Genomic DNA, 22,963 nt, shown 5'->3' with positions numbered 1-22,963 from the left:
GGAGAAACAGTTGATCACATATTCGATACGCTGAGTTATGCCTCAGTGACGCAGATGATCGCCATCCACTCCGGACAGCGCCCTCGGTTACCGCCCGGTCACAGCAGCACGCAGGTCGGGCTGGCCGCCGGAACCGGCTCGCCGACCGGCTCCGGGACCCCGCTGGCCCGGTCCACCTGGAAGATCCTGATCAGGTCGGCCCGTTCGTCGGCGACGTACAGGTGCGCGCCGGTCAGCGCGAAGTGCCGCGGCCAGCCGCCACCGGTGTCCACCTCGGCCACCAGCTCCGGCGCCGCGCCGTCCAGCGCGAAGACGGCCACCGTGCCCACGCCGCGGTTGCCCACGTAGAGGAATCGTCCGTCCGGCCCGACCGCCACCTCGGAGGGTTGCACGTGCCCGGCCCGGCCGCTGGCGTCCACCCGGGCCCGCTGGTGCGGCCCGTCCGGCGTCAGGTCGTACGCGGTGACGGTGCCGTCCAGCTCGCCGACCAGCCAGCAGCGCCGCCCGTCCGGGTGCCGGGCCAGATGCCGGGGTCCGGTGCCGGCCGGCGTCCGCAGCCGGGGCGCCCGAGGCACCAGCCGCCCGGAGGCGGCCTCCAGGTCGTAGCGGTAGACCGAGTCGGTGCCCAGGTCGACGGCGAGCAACGGCCCCCCGGCCGGGTCCGGCGAGACCATGTGGCAGTGCGCCCGCTCCTGCCGATCGGGATCGGCGCCGTGTCCCTCGTGCCGGACCAGGTCGGTGCGCTCCCCCGGCACGCCGTCGGCGTCCAGGCCGAACACCGCCAGACTGCCGCCGCCGTAGTTCGCCACGAACAGGTTCCGGCCGTCCGGCGCGACCGCCAGATGGCACGGCTCGGCCCCACCGGTCGGGCGCACGACCAGCGGCATGAGGTCGCCGTCGGACCCCACCCGGAACGCGCTCACCAGCCCGTCGGGAAGCTCGTTGACGGCGTAGAGCACCGGCAGCGCCGGATGCCGGGCGAGGAACGACGGCGACGGCGTCGCCGCCACGGTCCCGAGCGGCGTCAACGCCCCGGTCACCGGGTCCCGCCGGGCCGCGACGATCCCGTCCGCCCGCCCGTCCGACTCCGCCGTGTAGCCGCCGATGTGGACGACCTCGTGCTGCCCGGTCAACGCTCCCACCTTCCGCCGATCCTGCTGTGATCCAACCAGCCTTCCCGGCGGGCCGCCCGGTCAGTCGTGGAACGCCGGGCGGGAATCGGGAGCCGGGCGGCTCAGCCCACCGGCACCGGCTCGCCGCGCTGCCGGGCCACGTGCTCGACGAGTGAGATCAGCACCATCTTCCCGGACTGCCGGTCGCGCGCGTCGCAGAGCACCAGCGGGACGTCCGGGTCGAGGTCCAGCGCGTCGCGCACCGCCTCCAGGCCGAACCGCCGGGAACCCTCGAAGCAGTTCACCCCGACCACGAAGGGGACGCCGCGCTGCTCGAAGTAGTCGATCGAGGGGAAGCAGTCGGCCAGCCGACGGGTGTCCGCGAGCACCACCGCGCCGAGCGCGCCGAACGCCAACTCGTCCCAGAGGAACCAGAACCGGTCCTGACCCGGGGTGCCGAACAGGTAGACCTGGAGGTCGTCGTTGATGGTGATCCGGCCGAAGTCCATCGCCACCGTGGTGGTCGACTTCTGCTCCACGCCGGAGACGTCGTCGGTGCCGAGACCGGCCCCGGTCAGCACCTCCTCGGTCTGCAACGGCCGGACCTCACTCAACGCGCTGACCAGCGTCGTCTTGCCGGCGCCGAAACCACCCGCGATGAGGATCTTGAGGGCCAGCGGCACCCGCGACGCGGCCGGCTCCCGGTCAAAGCGCACGGAGTCCACTGACCACCGCCTTGAGGATGTTGTCGTCGGGCAGGTACGCGGTGGCCGGGGGCCGGTGCACCGCGACGAACCCATGGGCGAGGAGATCGCCGAGCAGCACCCGGACCACGCCGACGGCGAGATCCAGGTCGGCGGCGAGGTCGGCGACGGCCTTCGGCCGCCGGGCCAGCTCGACCAGGCGGCGGTGCTCCGGCTGGAGACCGGGAACACCCGCCGACTCGGCCGCCGACGTGGTGAGCACGAAGGCCAGCAGGTCGAACCCGTCGACCGGCGGGCGTACCCGCCCACCGGTGAGCGTGTAGGGGCGGACCACCGGGCCCGCGTCGGCGTCCAGCCACTCGTGCTGGGGCCCCGGCGACTCAGCCCGCATCGGTCGGCGCTCCCGGCGTCCGGGCCGGCGCGGCCAGGTTCTCACCGACGCGGATGACGAGCATCGCCATCTCGTACGCCACCAGGCCGATGTCGGCGTCGGCGTCGCTCGCCACGGCCAGGCAGGCGCCCTGCCCGGCGGCGGTGACGAACAGGTACGCCGACTCCATCTCCACCACCGTCTGGCGGACCGCGCCGCCGTCCAGGTGCCGGGTGGCCCCCTTGGCCAGGCCGGAGAAGCCGGACGCCAGCGCGCAGAGGTGCTCCGCGTCGGTGCGGTCCTGGTCGGCGGAGGCACCGAGCAGGAGCCCGTCCGCCGAGAGGACCACCGCCCGGCGGGCCGCCGGCACCCGCTCCACCAGGTCGTCGAGCAGCCAGTCGAGATCGGCGTTCTGCCGCGTCGTGTGCACCACTAGGCGTCCCTCTCAGTCGCGGTTCGTCGGTCCGGCGCCGGCGGGGAGGGCTCCGTGGTCGGATCCGGCGCGATGGGCGGGGTACCGGTGTCGGCCGGCACGTCGGTGGGCGTGTCCGGGCCGGCGCCCCGGATCCGGGTGACCGCCGGGCCGCCCGTGCGGACGCCGTCCCGACGCCCCCGCGCGGTACCGGCCTGCAACGCGGACATGGCCCGGCGCGCCTCCTCCGGCGGGCGGTGGGCCGGCGTGTCGGCGGCGACCGTGCGCGGGCGCGCCACCGGGCCGCGCCGCCGCACCCGGCGGGGCAGGCCGTCGGAGTCGGCGGGCGGTTCCACCGTCGAGGCCCGGGTGGTCGGCAGCGGGATCACCGTGGACTCGGGGCGTTCCCGGGCCGGCCGGCCCGCCCGCCCGCGCGGCACCGTGGTCAGCCGGCTCACCTTCGCCATCCGCCGGCGTTCCGGCCCGGCGGAGGCGGCGTCCGGGCCGACCGCGGGCTCGTCGGTGACCAGGTCGGACGGGATGAACACGGAGGCCGTCGTCCCGGTCGGCCGGCCCGGCCGGAGTTCCACCCGAACGCCGTGCCGTGCGGCCAGCCGGGCCACCACGAACAGGCCCAGCCGGGCGCTGTCGGCCGGGTCGAACTCGGGCGGGGCGGCCAGCTTGCGGTTGGCCGCCGCCATCGTCGCCGCCGACATGCCCAACCCCCGGTCGGTGATCTCGATGGTGTAGCCACCCGGCACGGTACGGCCGGTCACGTCCACCCGGGTGCCGGGCGGGGAGAAGGCGGTCGCGTTCTCGATCAGCTCGGCGAGCAGGTGGATGACGTCACCGACGGCCCGGCCGAGCACGCCGGCCGGCTGCACCTCACCCACGTCGACCCGGTGGTACGCCTCGACCTCGGAGATCGCCCCGCGCATCACGTCCACCGCGGCGACCGGCCGACGCCAACCCCGCCCGGGCGCGGCGCCGGCCAGGATGACCAGGTCCTCGGCGTGCCGGCGGAGCCGGGTGGCGAGGTGGTCGACCTGGAACAGCCCGGCCAGCTCGTCCGGGTCCTCGGTGCGCCGTTCCAGCCGGTCCAGCAGCGCCAACTGGCGATGGACCAGGCCCTGGCTGCGCCGGGCGAGGTTGAGGATGACCTCGTGGAAGCCGCGGCGCAGGGTGACCTCGTCGACGGCGGCCTGCACGGCGGTGCGGCGTACCTCGTTGAAGGCGCTCGCCACCTGGCCGATCTCGTCCCCGCCGTGGTCCATCTCGGGGGCCTCGCGGGCGACGTCGACCTCCTCGCCCCGGCGCAGCCGGGCGACCACGTCGGGCAGCCGTTCCTCGGCCATCTCGGTCGCGGCCGACCGCACGCCGGTCAGCCGGTGCGCCAGCGACCGGCCCACCCGCAGCGCCACCAGCACGCAGACGACGATCGCGACCAGGCCGAGCACCCCCGCGGCGGCGAGCTGGACCAGGATGCGCACCGCCATCGGCACCGAGCGTTCGGCCAGACTGTCCGCGCCGCGCAGCTCGAAGTCCCGCAGCCCCTGCCAGACCTCGGCGTGGCTGCTCTCCCAGGCCCGGACGTCGAACCGGGCGGGCAGTTCGTCGGCGCGGATCAGCGCGTCCTGCAGGGCGCGCAGGCGCAGGAACCCCGCGCCCTCGGTGAGCCGCTGGTAGCCGGCCCGCTCGTCGGGCGGCAGGTCGGCGACCGCGCTCTCGGCCAGGAACCGCTGGTTCTCCACGGTCCGCACCAGCTGCTCGTGCTCGCCCTCGGCGTACCGGCCGGCGGTGAGCGCGCCGGCCAGCAGCGCGTCGGCCTGACCGAGAAGCTCGCGGGAGCGGCCCAGCGCGGTGAGCGCCGAGGCCTCCCGATTGAGGTGGACGTCGGGGAGCGTGGCCATGGCGGAGAACGCCTGGAACGCGGAGCCGATCATCCCGCTGTAGAGCCCGACCGCGCCGGCCCGGTCCACCTTCCGGTCGTCGATGAAGACCCGCCCCGCGGGCAGCGCCTCGAGCGCCGCGCCGAGCTGGTCGAGCCGCGCGTCGAGCTGGTCGTCGGCGGCGTCGCGCAACTCCTCGCCGTCGATCCGCCGGCGCAGCTCGACGACCGCCCGGTCGGTGCGGTCGCGTTGCCCGGCCAGCTCCGGCAGGACGCCGTCGCCGGCGAGCTGGACCACCGAGAGCCGCCGTTCCCGCTGCAGCTCGGCGACCACGTTCTCGCCCGGCCGGCCCAGGTCGTAGAGGAGGGTACGGGCGGCGAGCAGATCCAGCGCCGGCCCGAAGGTCAGCGTGGTGGCGAAGATCCACAATGCCAGCAGCCCGGTCACCGGACCGATGACCAGCGCGGTCAGCTTGGCGCGGATCGGCCAGTCGCGGGTGTTCAATAAGACCTCGCCCGGGAAGGTTCGCTGGGTGGCGCCGGCAGCGGCCGTCAGGTGACCGGCCACGACGCCGGGCCCCGACCCGGACGCCTTGGGCAGGATACGTAATCCCCGGCGGATGCACTACCGGCCGTCTCGCCCCTCACTACCGTCCGAGATGACCATGCCGGACGGCCGGTGGAGCCCGCCCCGTCGCCGTACGGGCGTTTCTGGAACGGCTCAGCTTTCGCGTTCCGGCCGGGAAAGTGCGCCGGAACGGGATTGGCGATCACCCCCACCAGGGAATACCAGCTGCCGAAGGAGGAGCCATGTCGCCCACCCAGGTAGTCGTCATAGTCATCGTCGTCGTCGTGGTCGCCGCTCTGGTCGCGTTCGCCGTGGTCGCGAACCGCCGGCGGGCGCTGCGGCAGCGTTTCGGCCCCGAGTACGACCGGGCCGTGCAGGAGCAGGACAGCCGGGGCGCCGCCGAGCGTGAGCTGCGGGAGCGCGAGCGCCGGCACGCCGAGCTGGAGCTCACCCCGCTCAGCCCGGAGTCCCGGGCCCGCTACGCCGCTGCCTGGGAGGACCTCCAGGTGCGCTTCGTCGACTCGCCGGCGGAGACCGTCGGCGACGCCGACGAGCTGGTCGGCCGGTTGATCGCCGAGCGCGGCTACCCCACCGGGGATTTCTCGGACCAGATCGCCCACCTCTCCGTCGAGCACGCCCGCACGCTGACCCACTACCGCGACGCCCACGAGATCCGGCAGCGCAACGAGCGCGGTGAGGCCGGCACCGAGGACCTCCGGCAGGCGCTGGTGCACTACCGGGCCCTCTTCGCCGACCTGCTCGGCGAGGATCCGGTCGGCCAGCGGGCGCCGGAGCAGCGCCACCCCGATTCCGAGCACGACGCCACGAGCCGCTGAGGAGCCGCCGCCATGCGCCAGGAAGAGCAGCAGGTCACGCAGGACCACCCCGAGGCCGTACGGTCCACGCCGGTACCGGTCCCCCCGCCGGGTGACCAGGACCGGGACGGCCGGGCCGACGGGCCCGAGGACGCCCTGGACGACCGGGGCACGTTCGACGACCCGGCCGTGGGCGACGACCGGGCCGCCGGGCTCGACGAGACCCGGGCGTACGACGCCGGTGAGCTGCGGGACGAGGCCGACAGGTCGGACGACGACGAGGCACGCGACGACGACGGACGCCCGGGGTTCGCCGAGCCGGCGCCGCTGCCGACGGCGTTCGGCGCGGCGACGGTCGGCGACGCGGTGGCCGCCTCGGCGCTGGCCGGCGGCCGTCCGCAGGACGAGCGGGACGCGCGCGGCGAGGACACCGCCGTGCCGGGCGACGGCGCGCCGGGCCGGACCGACCCGCTGGACGACGAGCGGGCCGACCCGACGGCCGGTGACCGGCTGCACGACCGGGACCACTGGGCGGCCGAGCACCCCGACGCGGACCCCGACGGCGACCTCGTCGACGACGGGGACCGGGACGGTTCCGTGGCCGACGCGCACGCGGACCGCGACGACACCCTCGTGGACGACGAGCACCGGGACGACGCCCTGGCCGCCGACACGGACCGCGACGGCGCGCCGGACCGGGACCGGGACGACGCGGTGGCCGCCGGCGCGGTCGGCTACGGCAGCCCGGAGCCGGGCCTGGTAGACCCCGACGCCGAGCCGGTCCCCACGGACGCCGAGGCCACCGGACGGCATCACGACACCGTCGCCCCGGACGCCGCCACCGCGGCGGCCGGCGCGGTGGCCGGTGGCGCGGCCGGCGCGGCACTGGCCGGCGCCGACCGGCCCACGCCCGGCGCCGTGCCGGGCGACGCGGCGACGCTGTTCGCCGCGGACGCCGCGCAGGGCTTCCGGGACCGCTGGCGCGACGTCCAGCTGCGCTTCGTGGACGACCCGAAGGCCGCGGTCGGCGAGGCGGAGTCGCTGGTCGAGGAGGCGATCGAGGCGCTGTCCACGGCGCTCCGGGAGCAGCGCACCAAGCTCGGCACCTGGCAGGAGTCCGGCTCGTCGGACACCGAGCAGCTTCGGGTCGCGGTACGCGGCTACCGCGACTTCCTGGACCGCGTGCTGGGGCGCTGAGGCCCGCAACCCGCACCTGCACCTGCACCTCACCGGCCGACCGGTGAGAAGGGGCCCCTTCTCGACGCCAGGCGTTAAGAAGGGGCCCCTCCTTGCGTCCCCGGGTGAACCGGAACAGCAGGCATGAAACGTCGCGATCGGGGTAACTGCCGGCGCAGCACGCACCCACACGAGGGGAGCAACAGGCATGGGCAGCGGCCTACGGTTGAACATGAACGCCCTGGACTACCTGATCCTGGCGCTCTACTTCGTCACGGTGCTCGGGGTCGGTTTCGCCGCCCGGCGCGCCATCAAGACCAGCGTCGACTTCTTCCTCTCCGGGCGGTCGCTGCCCGCCTGGGTCACCGGCCTGGCGTTCGTCTCGGCGAACCTGGGCGCGCTGGAGATCATCGGCATGGCCGCCAACGGCGCCCAGTACGGCATCATGACGGTGCACTACTACTGGATCGGCGCGGTGCCGGCGATGGTCTTCCTCGGCATCGTGATGATGCCGTTCTACTACGGCTCCAAGGTCCGCAGCGTGCCGGAGTACCTGCGGCTGCGCTTCAACCGCCCGACCCACCTGCTCAACGCGATCAGCTTCGCGGTCGCCCAGGTGCTGATCGCCGGCGTCAACCTCTACGCGCTGGCGCTGATCATGCAGGCGCTGCTGGGCTGGCCGCTCTGGGTGGCGATCGTGATCGGTGCGGTGATCGTGCTGGCGTACATCACCGTCGGCGGCCTGTCCGGCGCCATCTACAACGAGGTGCTCCAGTTCTTCGTGATCATCGCCGGGCTGGTGCCGATCACGGTGATCGGCCTGGTCAAGGTCGGCGGCGTGAGCGGGCTGATGGACGCGGTCCGGGAGTCCAAGCTCGGCGAGGCCGGCCTGCACGCCTGGCAGGGCACCGGCAGCACCGACAACCCGCTCGGCGCGCACTGGCTGGGCATCGTCTTCGGTCTCGGCTTCGTGCTCTCCTTCGGCTACTGGACCACCAACTTCGCCGAGGTGCAGCGCGCGCTGTCGGCGCGGAACATGAGCGCCGCCCGGCGTACCCCGATCATCGGGGCGTACCCGAAGCTGCTCATCCCGGTGGTGACCGTGATCCCCGGCCTGATCGCCCTGATCACGGTCAAGGGGCTGGGCGCCGACCAGGGCGACCTGGTCTACAACAACGCCATCCCGCTGCTGATGCGCGACCTGCTGCCCAACGGCGTGCTCGGCATCGCGGTCACCGGCCTGGTGGCGTCGTTCATGGCCGGCATGGCGGCCAACGTCAGCGGCTTCAACACCGTCTTCACGTACGACATCTGGCAGGCGTACTTCCGGCGGGACCGCCCGGACGGCTACTACGTGAAGGTGGGTCGGATCGCCACGGTGGTGGCCGTGGTGGTCGGCATCGGCACCGCGTTCATCGCGGCCGGCTTCAGCAACATCATGAACTACATCCAGGCGCTCTTCTCGGTCTTCAACGCCCCGCTCTTCGGCACCTTCATCATCGGCATGTTCTGGCGGCGGATGAGCGCGCTGGCCGGCTTCTGGTCGCTGCTCTCCGGCACCGTGGTGGCGATCGCCACCTACCTGCTCTACAAGCTCGGCGTGATCAGCTTCAACTCCGACCTGGAGGAGAGTTTCTGGGGCGCGGGGCTGGCCTTCGTCACCGTCGCGGTGGTGGCCGCGATCATCACGCCGCTGACCCGGCCGAAGACCGACGACGAGCTGACCGGTCTGGTGTACGGCATGAGCGACACCACGCTCAAGGACGACTCGTTGGCCGGCGACGCGGCCTGGTACCGGTCCCCGGTGCTGCTCGGCCTGGTCGCCGTGGTGCTCGCCGCCCTCTTCTACATCCCGGTCTTCTGAGGAAGGGACCCAGGTCATGGCAGACAACGAGGACCGCTACCAGGGCGGCGAGGCCCACGACCCGCTTGTCGACGAGACCGAGGACGCCCGGGAGGAGAACTCGGCCGCGGCCCGGCTGTTCGACATCCGCCGGGTCATCGGCGGGCTGTTCGTCGCGTACGGGCTGATCGTCGGGCTGATGGGGCTCTTCGACTCGTCGGCCGAGATCGACAAGGCGCAGGGCCTGCGGATCAACCTGTGGGCCGGTGCGGTGATGCTGGTCTTCGGGCTGCTCATGCTGCTGTGGCAGAAGGTGAGCCCGACGGAGGCGCCGAAGACGCGCTCCGACGAGTCCTGAGCCGTCGGCGGAGGGCCGGCATGGCCGCCCCCGCAGGGGGTACGCCAGGGGGATCACCGATTGGGACAAGGAGGCAGCAGCATGGCCGATCGTGACCCCGGACGACCGCTGGAGGAGACCCCCGAGGTGGCCGCGGCGGTGGACGACGACAGCACGGTGCCGCAGCTGCGTACCGGCGGCACCGACCCGGACAACCCCACCTTCACCGAACCGGACGGCGCGGTGGCCGACACCGGGTCGCCGGACATCCTCGGTGACCCGTACGCGGCCGGGACCGGCGCGACCGGCACCGGCACCGGCGCGGGCGGGGACAACATCCGTACCGGCGCGGAGCAGCCCTGGGAGCCGGAGGACCTGGTGCGGGCCCGTGGTCAGGACGTGACGGCGGAGAACGTGGAGCGGGCCCGCCGTGACCTGGATGAGCTGGGCCGGGCGGCGATCGAGAAGACGGTGCCCTGACCCCTGGACGGCCGGGGGCCCCTGGTCGACGTGGGCGTCGACCAGGGGCCCGGGGGAACCCGCGCGGCGGTGCCTCACTCCCGCCGCGGCGGGTGGTCCGGCCGCGGAATCAGAGCGCCGGGTAGGCGTTCTGCATCAGCTGCGCGAACTGGGCCGGGAACCAGGCGCCGGAGATCGGCGCGTCCGGCAGGGCGCCGGACATGCTGTTCCCGTTGCGGGCGTTGCCGGTGTACGTCGGGTCGCACATCCGGTCGAAGCCCTTGCCCTCGTTGTTCGGGATCTCCTTGCTGGAGCCGTCCGACTCACCCGGGGGCTTCACCCAGACGTAGGCGTCGATGCCGGACTCCGGCGCCGCCTTCGGCCGCTCGCCGAGGCCCGCACCCGCCTGGTTGCACCAGTTGCCGGCGTGGAAGCGACGGTCGATCCGACCACCGTCGACGTAGGCGTCCACCGAGGTCGACGGGCCAGGTCCGGTGGGTCGGGCGGCGCCGCCCCAGCCGTTGCGGGAGGTGTCGATCAGCATGCCGATGTTGCTGTCGAAGCCGATCGAGACCAGCTTCTGCCGGAAGGCCTGGGCGAACGAGAGCTCGTCGACGTACATGTTCCAGTCGACCCACTTGGACTGCCGCACGGTCTGGCCGTTCACCGAGTCGGTGATCTTGACGTACGGCTCCTTGAGCGCGGAGTAGTTCGCCGTGTTGGTGATGAAGCCCTGCACGTTGTGCACGGTGCTGCCGGACGCGACGGCGGCGGCCTTGAGCTGGTCGGCGACCGGGCCGAAGTTGCTGTCCCAGCCGAGCCAGCCGTGGTGGCCGGCGTCGATGTAGTTGTAGACGTTGCCGATGGCGCCGAGCTTGGCCAGGGCGTAGCCCACGCCGTTGACGTACGCGCCGTTGGCCTTGACCGTGTCGCACATCGCGGTGCCGCCCGGGTTGCCCGAGGTGTTGGTCACCAGGTTGGGCAGCGAGTCGATCTCGATGATGTTGACGATCCGCAGGTTCTTGTACTTCGCGTCGCCCTGGATCGCGGCGATCGGGTCGATGTACTCGGCCTTGTAGCGGGGCAGCTCGTTCGGGCCCAGCTCACCGTTCGAGGCGAGCGCGGAGCAGTCCCGGCCGGGCAGGTTGTAGATGACGAACTGGATGTAGCCGGCGCCCTGGGCGAGCGCGGCGTCCAGGTGTGCCTTGACCCCCATCGCGCCGTTGGAGCTGCTGTCCGGGGTGCCGTTGATGGCGGCGATCCGGTCGATCCAGACCGCGGTCGGGTTGTTCGACACCCGGCTGCCGCCGGCGACCGACTCGGCCTTGGCCTTCCACTCCGGGTTCACGTAGCCCTTGACCCCGACGAAGGGGTTGTCCACCTTCTGCCCCGGCGGGGTGCTGGTGGGCGGCGTGCTCGTGGGCGGCGTGCTGGTCGGCGGGGTGCTGGTGGGCGGGGTGCTGGTCGGCGGGGTGCTCGTGGGCGGCGTGCTGGTGGGCGGCGTGCCGCCGTTGCAGACCGTGCCGTTCAGCGTGAACTGCGTCGGCTTCGGGTTGCTGCCGCTCCAGGCGCCGTTGAACCCGATGTTGGTGCTGGCGCCGGTGCCCAGCGAGCCGTTGTAGGACTCGTTCTGCGCGGTGACGTTCTGGCCGCTCTGGGTCCACTTCGCCGACCAGCCCTGCTGCACGCGCTGGCTGCTGTTCGGGAACGTGAAGCCGAGGTTCCACGAGCTGACCGGGTCACCGAGGTTCTTGATGACCACGCTGGCGGTGAAGCCGCCGGCCCAGTCGTTGGTGGTGTATTCCACGCTGCACTGGGTCGCGGCCTGCGCCGCGGTGACCGGAAGGGTCACGAGCCCACCGGCCACGAGGACGCCGGCGCCGGTGAGCGCGAGCGTCCGGCTCCGGCCGGACAGCCTTCTCCACAGATTCATACCACTGATCTCCTTGGGCGAGACCGGATCCGCGTACGGCCCGGCGGAATGGCGGTGGCGGTCGCCCTGCGGGATCGACCGTGCGCGCCACGGGTTGCTTCGGGGGACGCCCGACCCGGACGGGCGTGAGGGGGTGGTGGTGCCGACCGGTCCGCAGGACCGGCCGTAGGAGCGGACGTCGTCCGGCGGTGCCGGTTGCCCTCGACGTCTGAGCTCGCGGTGTGGCTCCCCGAACCGCGTGCAGCGATTCTTGCATGGGAGCGCTTCCATGGCAATGCCTCGATACGCCCTCCCCGACCCTACCGCGCAGCGGGTTCTTCGAGGCCCAGACCGGGCGCGGCGGCGCTCCGCACGCGCGAAAGCCACATCATCGGCAAAGTCCTAAAAACGAATCTTTCCCCGAATAAGTCGCGAAAAGGTCTAACGTCGGCGGTAGCTCGACTGACGTCGGGCTCAGGACGAACAGGGATGGAGTGACGCTGCTCATGGCTAAGAAGATGCTCGGGAAGGTCGTCGCGGGTGCCGCTCTCGGCGGCGCGGGCCTTCTCGTGTTCACCCCAGGGCTGGCCTACGCGGGCGGGCACGACGACGAGGGCAAGGTCATCGCCAAGCCGCACGTGGTCAAGGCGGGCGACACCGTGGAACTGCTCCAGATCTGCTCCGAGCCTCAGGAGCACGCCTACGTCTGGTCGAAGGTGACCGGGAAGGTCGACCTGCACCCGGCCCGCGACGGCGAGCACGGCGACTGGGCCGACGGCGCCGACTGGGCCGATCGTGGTGGCGACTGGGCCGACGCGGACCAGGGTCCCGACGGCAAGGACGCGCACGGCGGCGACGACCACGGCAAGGGCCCGGAGGGCAAGGACGAGCAGGGCAAGGACGACCACGGCAAGGGCCCCGACGGCAAGGCCCCCGAGGGCAAGGACGAGCAGGGCAAGGACGGGCACGGGCCGGGCGAGGCGGGGATGCCGCAGCCGCCGGCCGACGCGCCCCAGCCCGGCGGCACGGGTGCCGGTGCCGCCGCCGACCCCGCCGCCCAGGGTGCGGACCTGCAGGTCCCGGAGGAGTACGGCCAGGCCGCCGAGCCGGGCTGGGACGCCGCCGACTGGGCCGACGACGAGCACGGCAAGGACGGCAAGGAGGGGCACGGCCCGGACGGCAAGGACGACCACGGCAAGGGCCCGGAGGCCAAGGACGAGCACGGCAAGGGCCCCGAGGCCAAGGACGAGCACGGCAAGGGCCCCGAGGCCAAGGACGAGCACGGCAAGGGCCCCGAGGCCAAGGACGACCACGGCAAGGGCCCCGAGGCCGGGGACGAGTACGGCAAGGACGGCAAGGACGAGCACGGGGCCGAGTGGCAGGGCGGCGACGCCTGGCAGGGCGGGGACGAGTACGGCTCCGGCGGCGACGAGGCCGGCTGGGAGCACGGCAAGGACTTCGTCTACTACGGCGAGGCCAGCGTCTGGAAGGACGTCCACCCGGGCCGCTACGAGCTGCGGGGCTCCTGCGGCGAGGGCGAACTGGTGGTCCTGCCGCACGGCGGGGTCGACGGCGGTGACGGCGGCATGGCCGGCACCGGTCTGGACCGCGGTCTCGCCACCGGGGGCGCCGGCATGATCGGTGCCGCCGCACTGGGCGGGCTGGTGCTGCTGCGCCGGCGGCGGGCCGGTGACCTGGTCTGACCGGACGACGAACCGGGCCGGCGGCCGTCACGGGAGACCGTGGCGTGCCGCCGGCGCGGCGCTCGTCGTCCTGCTCGCCATGGTGGGCTCCGGCCTGATCGGCGCGTCGGTCCGTACCGTGCCGTCGCCCACCCCGCCGCAGCCGCAGCCGATCGCGCAGGCCGGCCCGACCGGCACCGCCGATCCGGCCGGCGTTCCCGACGCGGACGTCGCGACCGCCGCGCCGTGGGACTGGACTCCCCCGACCACTCCGGCCCCGACGGTTCCCGCACCGTCGACGGGTCCCACCACCCCCGGGGCACCGACCGGGCAGACGCCGGCGGTCTCGCCGGGCGGAGCCGTCCCGCCGGCCACGGCCGGAGCCGCTCCGGCCGCGCCGCCCGGCTCCCCGGCGGGCGCCGGCGGCGTGCCGGTCGGTCTGCCCCGATCGGCGCCGACCACCATCACGATCCCCCGGATCGGGGTACGCGCAGAGATCATGACGCTCGGCACCAACCCGGACGGCACGGTGCAGGTGCCCCCGCTGGACCAGGCGATGAAGGCGGGCTGGTACTCCCCCGGCGCCAGCCCCGGTGAGGTCGGCAACGCGGTGGTGGTCGGGCACGTCGACTCCGCCAAGCTCGGCCCGGCGGTCTTCTTCAACCTCGGTGCGCTGGTGCGCGGCGACACCATCGCGGTCTCCCGGCAGGACGGCTCGACCGCCACCTTCACCGTGGACGAGGTCCGGTCGTACCCGAAGACCGCCTTTCCCGCGGAGCAGGTCTACGGACCGTCCGGCGTGCCCGGCCTGCGGGTGGTCACCTGTGGCGGGGTGTTCGACCGGAGCGCCGGCAGCTACCTGAACAACATCGTGGTCTACGCACACATGACCGCGTGACCGGCGCGGCGCGTCGGGGTGGTGTTAAGCGGGGCCCCCTCCTCTACCGGAGGCGTTAACAGGGGGCCCCGCCTTACCGTCAGGCCGCCGCCGAGGTCCGCACCAGGGTACGGATCTGCCGCAGCAGCACCGACAACGCGGAGAGGTCGGCGCGGGACTCGTCGAACTCCCCCATCGCCCGGTGCGCCCGGTGGATGGACGTCGCGTTCGCCTGCTCCCACTCCTGCACCCGCTCCACCGGCGGCAGGTCGTCGGAGGTGGAGCCCAGCACCTCCGCGGTGAGCGCGGCCAGCGCGGCGTACAGGTCGTAGCGCAGCGCCATCCGGGCCAGCGTCTGCCAGCGGTCCTCCCGCGGCAGCAGGGAGATCTTCGACAGCAGGGCGTCCACCCGGAACCGGTCGGAGAGCACGAAGTAGACCGAGGCCACCTCGCTCACCTCCCGCCCGCTCGTTTGCGCCGTCTCGACGATGTCGAGCAGGCCGAAGCTGTACATCAGGCGGGTCGCCTGCACGGCCAGCTCCCGCGGCAGCCCCTTGCCGACCAGCGCCTCGATGTGCGCCGCGATGGCCTCCCGCTCGGTGCCCCAGAAGAGGTGCTCCAGGTCCGGCATGAGCCGGGCCACCCCGTCGCGCAGCCGGGCGATCTCCGCCGGCACGTCGATCGGCGAGCGCCGGTTGGTGACCAGCCAGCGCACCGCCCGGTCGAGCAGCCGCCGGGTGTCCAGGTAGACGGCGGTCTGCAGCTCGGGCGAGACCTTGTTGTCCAGCGCCTCCACCGCGTTCCACAGGTCGCCCAGCTCGAACACCTCGCGGACCACCACGTACGCCCGCAGCACGTCCGCCGCCGAGGCGGCCGTCTCCTCGACCACCCGGAACACGAACGAGATGCCGCCCCGGTTGATCGCCTCGTTGACCAGCACCGTGGTGACGATGTCCCGGCGTAGCCGGTGCCGCCCCATCCGGTCGGCGAAGCGCTGCCGCAGCGGCGTCGGGAAGTAGTTGACCAGGACGTCGGTCGTCCACTCCTCGTCCGCCAGCCCCTCGCTGACGATCTCCCGCTCCAGCACGATCTTCACGTACGCGAGCAGCACCGCGAACTCCGGCGCGGTGAGGCCGCTCTCGGTGCGGACGGCCAGCTCCTCGTCCGGCGGCAGCGCCTCCAGCGCCCGGTCCAGCGCGCCGGACCGCTCCAGCTCGTTGATCATGCGGCGGTGCACCGGGAGCAGCGAGGCCGCCTGGGCCTGGGCGTTGTTGAGCGCCCGCGCCTGGTCGTAGTTGTCCCGCAGCACCAGCTCGGCGACCTCGTCGGTCATCTGGGCCAGCAGCTCGTCGCGCTCGGGCCGGTCCAGCTCCCCGTCGGCGACCGCGGTGTTGAGCAGGATCTTGATGTTCACCTCGTGGTCGGAGCAGTCCACCCCGGCCGCGTTGTCGATGAAGTCGGTGTAGATGCGGCCACCGGTCGCGGCGTACTCGATCCGGCCCTGCTGGGTGAAGCCCAGGTTGCCGCCCTCGCCGACCACCCGGCAGCGCAGGCTCTTGCCGTCCACCCGGATGGCGTCGTTGGATTTGTCCCCGACCTCGGCGTTGGTCTGCGTCGACGCCTTGACGTAGGTGCCGATGCCGCCGTTCCAGAACAGGTCCACCGGCGCGGTGACGATCGCCTTCATCAACTCCTGCGGGCTGAGCTGCGTGACGTCGTCGTCGAGGTCGAGCACCGCGCGCACCTGCGGCGTGATCGGCACCGACTTCGCGGTACGCGGGAAGATGCCGCCACCGGCCGAGATCAGCCCCGGGTCGTAGTCCTCCCACGAGGACCGGGGCCGGTCGAACAGCCGCTTGCGCTCGGCGAACGAGGTGGCCGCGTCCGGGTCCGGGTCCAGGAAGATGTGCCGGTGGTCGAAGGCGGCCAGCAGCCGGATGTGCTCCGACAGCAGCATGCCGTTGCCGAACACGTCACCGGACATGTCGCCGACGCCGACCACTGTGAAGTCCTGGGTCTGGGTGTCGTGCCCCAGCTCCCGGAAGTGCCGCTTCACCGACTCCCAGGCGCCGCGGGCGGTGATGCCCATCTTCTTGTGGTCGTAGCCGGCCGAGCCGCCGGAGGCGAACGCGTCGCCCAGCCAGAAGCGGTGCGCGGTGGAGATCTCGTTGGCGATGTCGGAGAACGTCGCCGTGCCCTTGTCCGCCGCCACCACCAGGTACGGGTCGTCGGCGTCGTGCCGCACCACGTCGTCCGGCGGCACGATCTCGCCGCTGACGATGTTGTCGGTGACGTCGAGCAGCGCGGAGATGAACTCCTTGTAGCAGACCACCGCCTCGTCCCGGTCGCCCGGCTTCTGCTTCAGCACGAAGCCGCCCTTGGCACCGACCGGCACGATCACCGCGTTCTTCACCATCTGCGCCTTGACCAGGCCCAACACCTCGGTGCGGAAGTCCTCGCGCCGGTCGGACCAGCGCAGGCCGCCCCGGGCCACCGGCCCGAACCGCAGGTGCACGCCCTCGAAGCGGGGCGAGTAGACGAAGATCTCGAACTTGGGCCGCGGGGCCGGCAGGTCCGGGATCGCCTGCGGGTCCAGCTTGAACGCCACGTACGGCTTGGGCCGACCGCCCACCGGCTTCTGGTAGAAGCTGGTGCGCAGGGTGGCCTGGATCAGCGTCAGGTAGGCCCGCAGGATGCGGTCCTGGTCGAGGCTGGCCACCTCGTCCAACGCCTCACCGATCGCGTCGACCAGCTCGCCGCTGCGCTGCCGGCGCTCGTCCAGGGTGGTCGCGCCGGGCGCGAACCGGGTCTCGAAGAGTTGCACCAGCAACCCGGCGATGCGCGGGTACGCGATGAACGTCTGCTCCATGTACTCCTGGGAGAACACGGTGCCGGCCTGCCGCAGGTACTTCGCGTAGGCCCGCAGCACCACCACCTGCCGCCAGGTGAGCCCGGTACGCAGCACCAGCTCGTTGAAGCCGTCCACCTCGGCCTCGCCCCGCCAGGCGGCGGCGAAGGCGTTCTCCACGTGCGGGCGCACCTCGGCCAGGTCCTGGTGCCGCTCGGGCAGCTCCAGACCGAAGTCGTAGAGCCAGATCCGGCCGTCGACCCGCTCCACCTCGTACGGGTGCTCGTCGACCACCTTCACGCCGAGCGAGTGCAGCACCGGCAGCACGGCGGAGAGCATCATCGGCTCGCCGTACCGGTAGACCTTGAACCGCACGTCCATCGACTCGTCGGCGTCGTTCGCCCGGCCCGAGTAGGCGCGCGGCGCCAACTGCTTGCGGAACAGGTGCATCTCCAGCTGGCCGGGCTCCTCCAGCAGCTCCAGCTTGGCCAGGTCCTTCATCGCCTCGTACGGCGTGTGCCCGTCCTTGTAGCCCTCCGGGAACGCGTCGGCGTAGCGGCCGAACAGGTGCTTGGCCTGCTCGTCACCGAGCTTGCGCTCCAGCACCAGCCGGTAGTCGTCGTCCCAGAGCCGGGTGGCGTCGGCCAACTCCTCGGCCAGCAGGTCGGCGTCGATCTCACCGGGCGGATTGTTCGGGTCGGTGCGGACGATGAAGTGCACCCGGGCCAGCATCGACTCGGTGACCCGGGTGGTGTAGTCGACCCCGACGCCGTTCAGCTCGCGCAGCAGGATGTCCTGCATGCGCAGCCGGTTCTGGGTGGTGAACCGGTCCCGGGGCAGGTAGATCAGGCAGGAGATGAACCGCCCGTACGCGTCCCGGCGCAGGAAGACCCGCAACTGCCGGCGACCCGCCATCCGCAGCACGCCGATCACCGCGTGGTAGAGGTCGTCGGTCTTGATCTGGAACAGCTCGTCGCGCGGGTAGGTCTCCAGGATCTGGAGCAGGTCCTTGCCGGAGTGGCTGCGCAGGCTCAGGCCGGAACGGTCGAGCACCTCGGCCACCTTGCGGCGGACCACCGGCAGCTCCTGCACGCTGGTCCGGTAGGCGGCGGTGGAGAACAGGCCCAGGAAGCGCCGCTCCCCGACCACCTCGCCGGCCTCGTTGAAAATCTTGAAGCCGATGTAGTCCAGGTAGGCCGACCGGTGCACGGTGGCGCGGGAGTTGGCCTTGGTGATGATGAGCAGGCGCTTCTCCAGCACCCGCTCGTGCGCCTCGGGGGTCATCGAGTTCAGCGACCGGGCCTCCGGCGAGTCGGACCGCAGGATGCCCAGCCCGGTGCCGAGGACCGCCTCGAGCGCCTGCCCGCCGTCCGCCCCGTCCGTGTCGACCAGGCGGTACTCCCGGTAGCCGAGGAAGGTGAAGTGGTCGTGCGCCAGCCAGCGCAGCAGCTCCACCGAGTCGGTGATGTCCTTCTCCGGCACCGGCGGGCGATTGTCCGAGGTGCGTGCGGCGGCCAGCTCGTCGGCGAGCGCCAGCGCCCGCTGGCGCATCTTGGGCCAGTCCTCGACCGCCTCCCGCACGTCGGTGAGCACCCGCTGCAGCTCGCGCCGCACCGTCTCCCGCTCGGCCGGGTCGCGAACCGGGTCGATCTCGATCCGCATCCAGCTCTCGACCAGGTCACCGGCGATCGCGTCGTCCGGCTCCACGTCGGCGGAGACCTCGGTGAGCCGGCCCAGCGGCTCGCGCCGGACCACCACCAGCGGGTGCACCAGCAGGTGCACGTCGAGGTGCCGGGAGTTCAGCAGCGCGGTGACCGAGTCGACCAGGAACGGCATGTCGTCGGTGACGATCTCGACGACGGTGTGGTGCTGCTCGGCGTCCGGCTCGTGGATCCGCAGCTTCAGCTCGCCCGGCACCCGCTGCTGGGCCAGGTCCCGGTGCGCCCGGGCCGCCTCCAGCATCTCCTCGGCGGTGAAGCCGATCAGCTCCTCGTCCGGCGCGAACCGCCAGAAGCGGTCCACCAGCGTGGCGGCGTCATGGTCCTCGCCGGCCAGCGCGACCGCCTGGGCGACCAGCCGTTCCGCGTTGGGCACCGGCTCGTCCAGCTCGGCGTCCTCGACGTCGTCGGCCAGCGCCTGCGCGGGCAGACCCAGGTCGTAGAGGGTGTCGATGCTGGAACCGGTCAGGCCGGTCACTCCTGTGTCGAGACGGCCGAAACCGTCCCCGTCGGTCGCCGAATCGAAGCTGTCATCGTCCCGGCTGGTGTCAGCCTGGAGATCGGGTCCCGGTTTGATCGCCGGACGCCGGTCCATCGGTGCCACTCCCCTCGACCCACCGCGTTGTGGGTCACTCTGCCGCCCAGCCTAGGCCTGCCGTCGTGCCCCTCGGTCGGCGGACCACTGGCCGGACGTCCGGATCGGGACTGTGCCCTTTCACCTGTTGCGGGTGCGTGGTCGGCCGGTCCCGGAGTACCCCGGCTGGCGATGTTCATCACACTGCCACACGCCACTTCTCACCCCGCCCACACGGTGGCGGGGCGGTGGGGAACCACGTGCCGTATTAGCGTGCAGGTCAGCTACGCACCGGAGGGACCCCTTCATGCCCGTGTCGTACCCCGTTCGCCCCCGCCGCCAATCCCGCCGCCGGCTGACCGCGGCGCTGGCCGCCACGCTGATGGCCGCCGGAGTGCTGGCCGGGTGCTCGGGCGAGGACGGGCCGGAGCGCACCGTCGACGCCTTCCTGAGCGGTTGGCGCTCGGGTGACCTGCAGGCGGTCGGCTTCGTCGAGCCGACCGGCGGGCGGGTGCCGGCCACCGAGGTGACGAAGCGGCTCCGGGCGCTCTCCGGCGAGCTGGCCGCGAACCCGCCGGAGCTGGCGCGCACCGGCGAGATCAAGGTCGCCGGGGACATCGCGACCGCCCGTGTCCGGGTGACCTGGCCGCTGCCGGGCGGCGCCCGCTGGGCGTACGAGAACCCGGTCCGCCTCCGCGGCGGCGGTGACGAGTGGCAGGTGATCTGGGAGCCGAGCCTGGTGCACGAGAAGCTGGAGGCCGACGACCATCTCGCCCTGCGCCGGGAGGTGGCGGAGCGCGCCGGGGTGCTGGACGCCGCGGGCAACCCGATCGTCTCGCCCCGCCCGGTGGTCCGGGTGCAGATCGCGCCGGGCGAGGTCACCGACGCGCCGGGCCTGGTCCGGCGGCTCGACGCCGCGTTCAAGGCGATCCGGCCCCCGCTCAACCCGCCGGTCGACCTCAGCGACCTGCCCAAGCGCCTCAAGGAGGCGGACCGGGGCGCGCTCGTCGAGGTGGTGACCCTGCGCGACGAGGCCTACCGGCAGATCAAGCCCCGCATCTACGACCTGCCCGGCACCCGGTTTCCCACCGACAAGCTCATGCTCGCACCGACCCGGGAGTTCGCCCGGGCGCTGCTCGGCTCGGTCGACCCGGCCCAGGCCGACGACCTCAAGGCCCACCCCGACCGCTACGCCCGCGGCGACCTGGTCGGCCACGGCGGTCTCCAGGGCCGCTACGACGAACGGCTGCGCGGTGCCCCCGGCGTCACCGTGATCACCGAGCGGCCGGCCGCCGAGGGCGCCACCGAACCCACCGGCACCGAGGTGTTCCGCAGCGACCCGAAGCCCGGGCAGTCGGTGCGGACCACTCTGGACGTCGCCACCCAGAACGCCGCCGACTCGGCGCTACGGAGCGAGAAGCGGCGCTCCGCGCTGGTCGCCCTGCGAATCAGCGACGGCGCGGTGCTGGCGACCGCGAACGGCCCCGGCGCGGCCGGCGAGAACCTCGCCTTCACCGCCCAGGTGCCGCCGGGTTCGACGTTCAAGATGGTCAGCGCGCTCGGCCTGCTCGACCAGGGCGCGGTGACGCCGCAGACCACTGTCGCCTGCCCGAAGACCGCCGAGGTCGACGGCCGGATCTTCAAGAACTCGGACAACTTCGAGCTGGGCGCGGTGCCGTTCGCCACCGACTTCGCCAAGTCCTGCAACACCGCCTTCACCGCGCTGGCCCCGAAGCTCGGCGCGGACGGCCTCGCCCGCGCCGGCCGTACGCTCGGTCTGGAGGCCGGGTGGGACCTCGGGGTGGACGTGTTCACCGGCAAGGTCTCCGCGAACGGCGGGCTGACCGAGCAGGCGGCCGCCGCGATCGGCCAGGGCACCACGGTGGTCAGCCCGCTGGCGATGGCCGGTGCCACCGCGGCGGTGGCCCGGGGCCGTTTCGAGCAGCCCAAGCTGCTGCTCGACCCGGCGCCGGCCGAGCCCGCCCCGGCCGGGCCGGAGCTCAAGCCGGAGTCCGTGGCGGCGCTGCGGACGCTGATGCGCGGCGTGGTCACCGGCGGCACCGGCGCCGCGCTGGCGGACGTGCCCGGCGACCCGGTGCACGGCAAGACCGGCACCGCCGAATACGACAACAACCCGGCGCACACCCACGCCTGGTTCGTGGGCTGGCAGGGCGACGTGGCCTTCGCCGTCTTCGTCGAGCAGGGCGGCTCCAGCACCACCAGCGCGGTGCCGATCGCCGAGCGCTTCCTGCGCGGTCTGCCCCGCTGACCCGGAGGCGTCCGACCGGGAGCGGCCCGGCGACCCCACCGGCGTCCCACCGACCGAGGTCGGCCGGCGAGCCGACGGCGTCCCACCGACCGAGGTCGGCCCGGCGAGCCGACGGCGTCCCACCGACCGAGGTCGGCGGCGGAGGCACTGGGCGCGCTGTCCGCCCGGCTCCGCCGCCCGGTCAGTCGGTGCCGTCGCCGACGGCAGACGCCTCCCCGATCGGGGCCGCGTCCGCGTCGGGGACCGCGACCCGGCGGAGCAGGCCGGGGCCGACCGCCGACCGGGGTTCCCCGCCACCGGGCGCCTCCGGCGCCGGGTCGCGCTCGACGCCCTCCGGGGCGGCCGGCGGGCCGATCGGGTCGGTCGCGACGGCGGGCGCGGGCACGCCCGCCGCGACACGTTCGGCCGGGTGGCTCGTGCCCGCGCGGGGCGCCGGGGCGACCGGCCCGGCCGGCAGCAGCCGGGGCGGCACCGCTCCCGGGGCGGCGACCGGGGCGAGGCCGGCCACCACGGTGTTCACGATCTCCGCCGCGTACGCGCCGTCCGGGTCGTAGTCCGGGTCGAAGACGGTCAGCTCGACGCCGAGGCAGTGCGGGGTGTCGACCAGCCCGGCGAGCAGGATCTCCAGCTCGGCGAAGGCGATCCCGCCGGGGTCGGGCGCGTCGACGGCCGGCATCACCGCCGGGTCGAGCACGTCCACGTCGATGTGCACCCAGTAACCGGCGCAGTCCACGAGCTGCTCGTGCGCCCACTGCGCGGTCCGGGCGGCACCCTCCGCGCGCAGCGCCGGCACCGGCCGGGTCGTGATGCCGGCGGCCTGCAGGTCGAGCCGGTACTCGTCCTGCGCGCGGATGCCGAGCACCACCACGTCGACGTCCCGGAAGTAGGGGCGGCGCCCCTCGATCGCGGCCAGGTCGGGCTGCCCCCGCCCGGTGACCAGCGCCAGGTCCTCCCCGGCCGCGGCACCGACGTACGAGGCGTTGCCGGGGTGCCGGAAGTCGGAGTGGCCGTCGACGAAGACCAGCCCGATCCGCCCGCCGACCGCCTCGCCGAGCCGGTGCATGGCCAGCGCCGAACCGAGCAGCACCGAGCAGTCCCCGCCGAGCACCAGCGGGAACTCGCCACGGTCGATGATGGCGCCGATCCGGTCGGCCAGCGCCACCGAGTACGCGGAGATCTCCGGCGCGTGGCAGACGCCGTCGCCCGGGCGCCAGTCACCGGGGTCGTACCGGGGCGAGGTGAGGCAGCCGGCGTCGCGGGCCCGCAGCCGGGCCAGCAGCCCGTGGTCGCGCAGCGCGCCGGGCGCCTTGCCGCAGCCGGGGACGGAGCTGGCCGTGGGCGGGCGCAGCCCGAGGTTCGTCGGCGCGTCGAGGACGGCGATCCGGCGCATCATGAGCTC

Annotated in this window: 16 protein-coding genes; 8 read left to right on the top strand and 8 right to left on the bottom strand. The window is 73.1% G+C overall.

The genetic code is table 11. The features are described 5' to 3' along the window. Positions 1-98: 98 nt before the first annotated feature. The 5 genes from GA0070213_RS24045 to GA0070213_RS24025 all read right to left on the bottom strand — a co-directional run bounded on the left by GA0070213_RS24045 (position 99) and on the right by GA0070213_RS24025 (position 4,991). Positions 99-1,133: a lactonase family protein gene (locus GA0070213_RS24045; RefSeq protein WP_175441465.1), complete on the bottom strand. Its 1,035-nt coding sequence runs from the start codon at positions 1,131-1,133 to the stop codon at positions 99-101. A gap of 101 nt (positions 1,134-1,234) precedes the next feature. Further along, complete coding sequence (locus tag GA0070213_RS24040) at positions 1,235-1,837, bottom strand: GTP-binding protein (protein ID WP_091069293.1); 603 nt, start codon at positions 1,835-1,837, stop codon at positions 1,235-1,237. Next, the gene (locus GA0070213_RS24035) at positions 1,818-2,207 is read right to left on the bottom strand and encodes a DUF742 domain-containing protein (protein WP_091069289.1); all 390 of its coding nucleotides are present in this window, start codon (positions 2,205-2,207) and stop codon (positions 1,818-1,820) included. Before GA0070213_RS24035 ends, GA0070213_RS24040 begins: the two co-directional genes overlap by 20 nt. Then, positions 2,197-2,619 carry a roadblock/LC7 domain-containing protein gene (locus GA0070213_RS24030; protein ID WP_091069286.1) on the bottom strand — a complete coding sequence of 141 codons (423 nt, stop codon included), beginning with the start codon at positions 2,617-2,619 and terminating at the stop codon, positions 2,197-2,199. The genes GA0070213_RS24035 and GA0070213_RS24030 overlap by 11 nt, the downstream gene beginning before the upstream one ends. After that, positions 2,619-4,991, bottom strand: coding sequence for a sensor histidine kinase (locus tag GA0070213_RS24025; RefSeq protein ID WP_091069282.1), 2,373 nt, complete (start codon positions 4,989-4,991; stop codon positions 2,619-2,621). The genes GA0070213_RS24030 and GA0070213_RS24025 overlap by 1 nt, the downstream gene beginning before the upstream one ends. A gap of 305 nt (positions 4,992-5,296) precedes the next feature. Between GA0070213_RS24025 and GA0070213_RS24020 the strand changes: the two genes are divergently transcribed. The 5 genes from GA0070213_RS24020 (at position 5,297) to GA0070213_RS24000 (ending at position 9,705) form a co-directional block, all read left to right on the top strand. Next, positions 5,297-5,890, top strand: a complete 594-nt coding sequence (locus GA0070213_RS24020) for a hypothetical protein (RefSeq protein ID WP_091069279.1) — start codon at positions 5,297-5,299, stop codon at positions 5,888-5,890. Positions 5,891-5,902: 12 nt separating this feature from the next. Beyond that, positions 5,903-7,066, top strand: coding sequence for a hypothetical protein (locus GA0070213_RS24015; protein ID WP_091069275.1), 1,164 nt, complete (start codon positions 5,903-5,905; stop codon positions 7,064-7,066). 187 nt (positions 7,067-7,253) lie between these two features. Beyond that, entirely contained in the window at positions 7,254-8,909 is a 1,656-nt protein-coding gene (locus GA0070213_RS24010; RefSeq protein ID WP_091069272.1) for a sodium:solute symporter family protein, read from the top strand. A 16-nt stretch (positions 8,910-8,925) separates the two neighbouring features. Further along, positions 8,926-9,246, top strand: coding sequence for a hypothetical protein (locus GA0070213_RS24005; protein ID WP_091069268.1), 321 nt, complete (start codon positions 8,926-8,928; stop codon positions 9,244-9,246). A gap of 81 nt (positions 9,247-9,327) precedes the next feature. Continuing rightward, positions 9,328-9,705: a hypothetical protein gene (locus tag GA0070213_RS24000; RefSeq protein ID WP_091069265.1), complete on the top strand. Its 378-nt coding sequence runs from the start codon at positions 9,328-9,330 to the stop codon at positions 9,703-9,705. Between the two features lie 109 nt (positions 9,706-9,814). On the opposite strand, the gene GA0070213_RS23995 is transcribed toward GA0070213_RS24000, so the two are convergent. Continuing rightward, a complete protein-coding gene (locus tag GA0070213_RS23995) occupies positions 9,815-11,617 on the bottom strand; it encodes a glycoside hydrolase family 6 protein (protein WP_091069261.1) in 1,803 nt (600 codons plus the stop codon). A 485-nt stretch (positions 11,618-12,102) separates the two neighbouring features. Here GA0070213_RS23995 and GA0070213_RS23990 point away from each other — a divergent pair, with 485 nt between their 5' ends. Continuing rightward, positions 12,103-13,299 carry a hypothetical protein gene (locus GA0070213_RS23990; RefSeq protein WP_091069613.1) on the top strand — a complete coding sequence of 399 codons (1,197 nt, stop codon included), beginning with the start codon at positions 12,103-12,105 and terminating at the stop codon, positions 13,297-13,299. A gap of 79 nt (positions 13,300-13,378) precedes the next feature. Next, on the top strand, positions 13,379-14,176 hold the full coding sequence (locus tag GA0070213_RS23985) for a class F sortase (RefSeq protein WP_091069610.1): 798 nt from the start codon (positions 13,379-13,381) through the stop codon (positions 14,174-14,176). A gap of 79 nt (positions 14,177-14,255) precedes the next feature. On the opposite strand, the gene GA0070213_RS23980 is transcribed toward GA0070213_RS23985, so the two are convergent. Beyond that, positions 14,256-19,316, bottom strand: a complete 5,061-nt coding sequence (locus GA0070213_RS23980; protein WP_091069258.1) for an NAD-glutamate dehydrogenase — start codon at positions 19,314-19,316, stop codon at positions 14,256-14,258. A 286-nt stretch (positions 19,317-19,602) separates the two neighbouring features. Here GA0070213_RS23980 and GA0070213_RS23975 point away from each other — a divergent pair, with 286 nt between their 5' ends. Further along, positions 19,603-21,564, top strand: coding sequence for a penicillin-binding transpeptidase domain-containing protein (locus GA0070213_RS23975; protein WP_091069254.1), 1,962 nt, complete (start codon positions 19,603-19,605; stop codon positions 21,562-21,564). Positions 21,565-21,745: 181 nt separating this feature from the next. Here GA0070213_RS23975 and GA0070213_RS23970 read toward each other — a convergent pair whose 3' ends face one another. After that, positions 21,746-22,957, bottom strand: coding sequence for an arginase family protein (locus GA0070213_RS23970; protein WP_245716530.1), 1,212 nt, complete (start codon positions 22,955-22,957; stop codon positions 21,746-21,748). Between the last annotated feature and the right edge of the window lie 6 nt (positions 22,958-22,963).

The organism is Micromonospora humi (assembly GCF_900090105.1).
GTDB classification, from domain to species: domain Bacteria; phylum Actinomycetota; class Actinomycetes; order Mycobacteriales; family Micromonosporaceae; genus Micromonospora; species Micromonospora humi.
The sequence above is the reverse complement of the archived record's forward strand: the minus strand, read 5'-3'. Positions and strand labels throughout refer to the sequence as shown.